This is a genomic window from Pseudomonas sp. 57B-090624 (genome assembly GCF_003234055.1).
In the GTDB taxonomy this organism is placed as follows: Bacteria; Pseudomonadota; Gammaproteobacteria; order Pseudomonadales; family Pseudomonadaceae; genus Metapseudomonas; species Metapseudomonas tohonis.
Map to the genome: position 1 here is coordinate 1 of NZ_QKRU01000164.1, position 2825 is coordinate 2825.

2 protein-coding genes are annotated in these 2825 nt (G+C 66.4%); one reads left to right on the forward strand and one right to left on the reverse strand.

What is annotated here, in order from left to right; genetic code table 11:
- On the reverse strand, positions 1-465 hold a 465-nt coding region (locus DMX10_RS32125; protein ID WP_146603116.1), incomplete at its 3' end, for a hypothetical protein.
- 200 nt (positions 466-665) lie between these two features.
- Between DMX10_RS32125 and DMX10_RS32130 the strand changes: the two genes are divergently transcribed.
- Positions 666-2444: an acyl-CoA dehydrogenase C-terminal domain-containing protein gene (locus tag DMX10_RS32130; protein ID WP_111264883.1), complete on the forward strand. Its 1779-nt coding sequence runs from the start codon at positions 666-668 to the stop codon at positions 2442-2444.
- Positions 2445-2825 lie beyond the last annotated feature (381 nt).

A 2825-nucleotide genomic window follows, 5' to 3' on the forward strand; every position in this document is an offset into this window, starting at 1 on the left:
CTCCCGCCCTCCCCCGCGACGCGCCACCAACTGCTCATGCAGTGACCACGCGACGGCGTAGGGCTGCTCGCGCCGGCTGAAGGTGGCCCCTGCCTTTCGCCAGCGAGCTTCATCCAGCCCGCTGCGGGCGATTTCGTGGGCGAGTGCGTCGATCTGCCCTTCGAGCGTGCAGCCCAGGCCGGCGGTGACGGTCAGGGGCAGGCCGAACAGCGGCCGCTCGATGAAGGCGAGGTGGCGTTCCTCGGGCACATCGAGGCCGGTGGCCTGGATGCCCAGCAGGACGACACGGCCCTCGGCATCCACCACCTCCAACCCGTACGAGCCGCCATCGCTCAGGGCCCAGCTGTCGAGGCGCTGGAGGGGGTAGGCCAGGCGGGGCACCTGGGTGAGGTAGAGGTAGCCGGCACCTGCGGTACTGGCGGCGAGTGCCAGGGTGAGTGAGGTGATCCCTGATGCGCGTTTCATCGAGGCCTCCTTGCGGGTGGGCGAAACCTACAGGGCGCGCGGCCTGGCGGGCCATGGCGGCTTGCCGGGGCGCTGAAAGCGGAACTGGCCGGTCATCCCCCCGGCGGGAAAAAATTGTACAAACCCCTTGTACAAACTTATACGCAGCAGTAGAAAAGCTATACAAATTCACTCAATGTACAGCTTTAGAGGACTCCACCATGCCGGCCTACCGCGCGCCGCTCCGCGACATGCGCTTTGTGTTCGATGAAGTACTCGATGCCTATACGCACCTGCAGGCGTTGCCGTCCCAAGAGGAATTCGGCGAAGACCTGGGCAGCGCGATCCTCGAAGAGGCGGCGCGCCTGGCTGAGGGGGTGCTGGCCCCGCTGAACAGTTCGGGCGACAAGGAAGGCTGTCATTACGACCCGGCAACCCGCGCGGTGAAGACGCCCGAGGGGTTCCGCGAGGGCTACCGCCAGTTCGCCGAAGGCGGCTGGACGGCGCTGGCCTGCCCCACCGAGTTCGGCGGCCAGGGCCTGCCTCATGTGCTGAACATGATGGTGGAGGAGATGGTGTGCTCGGCGAACCTGTCGCTGGGCATGTACCCGGGCCTGACCCACGGCGCCATCAATGCCCTCACCGCCCACGGCACCCGCGAGCAGCAGGAGACCTATCTGCCGAAGCTGATCAGCGGTGAGTGGACCGGCACCATGTGCCTGACCGAGCCGCAGTGCGGCACGGACCTGGGGCTGATCCGCACCCGCGCCGAACCCCAGGCGGATGGCAGCTACGCGCTGAGCGGCACGAAGATCTGGATCACTGGCGGCGAGCACGATCTGGTGGAGAACATCGTCCACCTGGTGCTGGCCCGCCTGCCCGACGCACCGGCCGGGGTGAAGGGGATTTCGCTGTTCCTGGTGCCCAAGTTCCTTGCCGATGGCAGCCGCAACCCGGCCTTCTGCGGCGGGTTGGAGCACAAGATGGGCATCAAGGGCTCGGCCACCTGCGTGATGAATTTCGAGGGTGCCAAGGGCTGGCTGATCGGCGAGCCCCACAAGGGCCTGCGCTGCATGTTCACGATGATGAACTCGGCACGCCTGATGGTGGGCATGCAGGGCCTGGGCATTGCCGAGAACGCCTACCAGATCAGCCTGGGCTTCGCCCGCGAGCGCCTGCAGAGCCGCTCGCTGAGCGGGCCGAAGGCGCAGGACAAGCCGGCCGACCCGATCCTGGTACACCCGGACGTGCGCCGCATGCTGCTGCGCCAGAAGGTGATGATCGAGGGCAGCCGCGCGCTGGCCTACTTCACCGGCCTGCATCAGGACATCGCCCACGATCACCCGGACGCCGAGGTGCGCCAGCAGGCAGACGACCTGGTGCAGCTGCTGACGCCGGTGGTGAAGGCCTTCCTCACCGACGAGGGCTTCGCCTGCGCCAACGAGGGCCTGCAGGTGATGGGCGGCTCGGGCTTCACCGAGGACTGGGGCATCGAGCAACTGGTGCGGGATTGCCGCATCACCCGTATCTACGAAGGCACCAATGGCATCCAGGCGCTGGACCTGGTGGGCCGCAAGCTGGCCCTGGGCGGCGGCCGTGCGGTGCGTGGCTTCTTCCAGTTGGTGGGTGAGTGGCTCAAGGCCAACCCCGAGGCGGCCCACATGGCCAAGGTGGACAAGGCGCTGCGCCAGTTGCAGCAGGCGACGATGTGGCTGGCCACCGAAGGCATGAAGGACCCGGAACAGGCCGGCGCGGCGGCCACGCCCTACCTGCGGCTGTTCGCGCTGACCACGCTGGCCTGGCTGTGGGCCCGCATGGCTCAGGTGGCCCAGGCCAAGCTGGACGCCGGCAGCGAGGAGAAGACCTTCTACGGCGCCAAGCTGAAGTCCGCCGACTTCTACATGACCCGAACCCTGACCGAGACCGACGGCCTGCTGGCCGAGGTGATGGCAGGCAAAGCATCCCTGATGGCGTTCAACGAGGACGAGTTCGCCGCATAGCCAACCCTCTCCTCCGTATGCGCACGCCGGCAATCCCTCCCTTTTTGATTGCCGGTTTTTTTTGCCCGGAATTGGGTCGGCCCGCAGGGTAGCGCCACGCGGGTTGGGGCCGTCGTAGGGTGGATCGCGCTTCATCGATCCACCGTCTGAGCCATGCCAGATGCCCATGGTGGACAGGAAAAGCATCGCGAATGAATTCGCTCCCACGGGGTGGCGCCACCCTACAAGGCCGTGCCGAACACCCTGGTGGATGGGAAGAGCGCCATCCACCCTTGTATCTCGACTAATACCTCCACAGGGGTAATAGTCCCCGACTGATCATCGGGGGAGGGGCTGGAAGTCGTATCCACCCTTAGGCCGCGAGCCTGCAACGTAGATAGT

Excerpts from the sequence above, each read along its gene's own strand:
- DMX10_RS32130 (WP_111264883.1), top strand. The coding sequence starts at position 666 with ATGCCGGCCTACCGCGCGCCGCTCCGCGACATGCGCTTTGTGTTCGAT.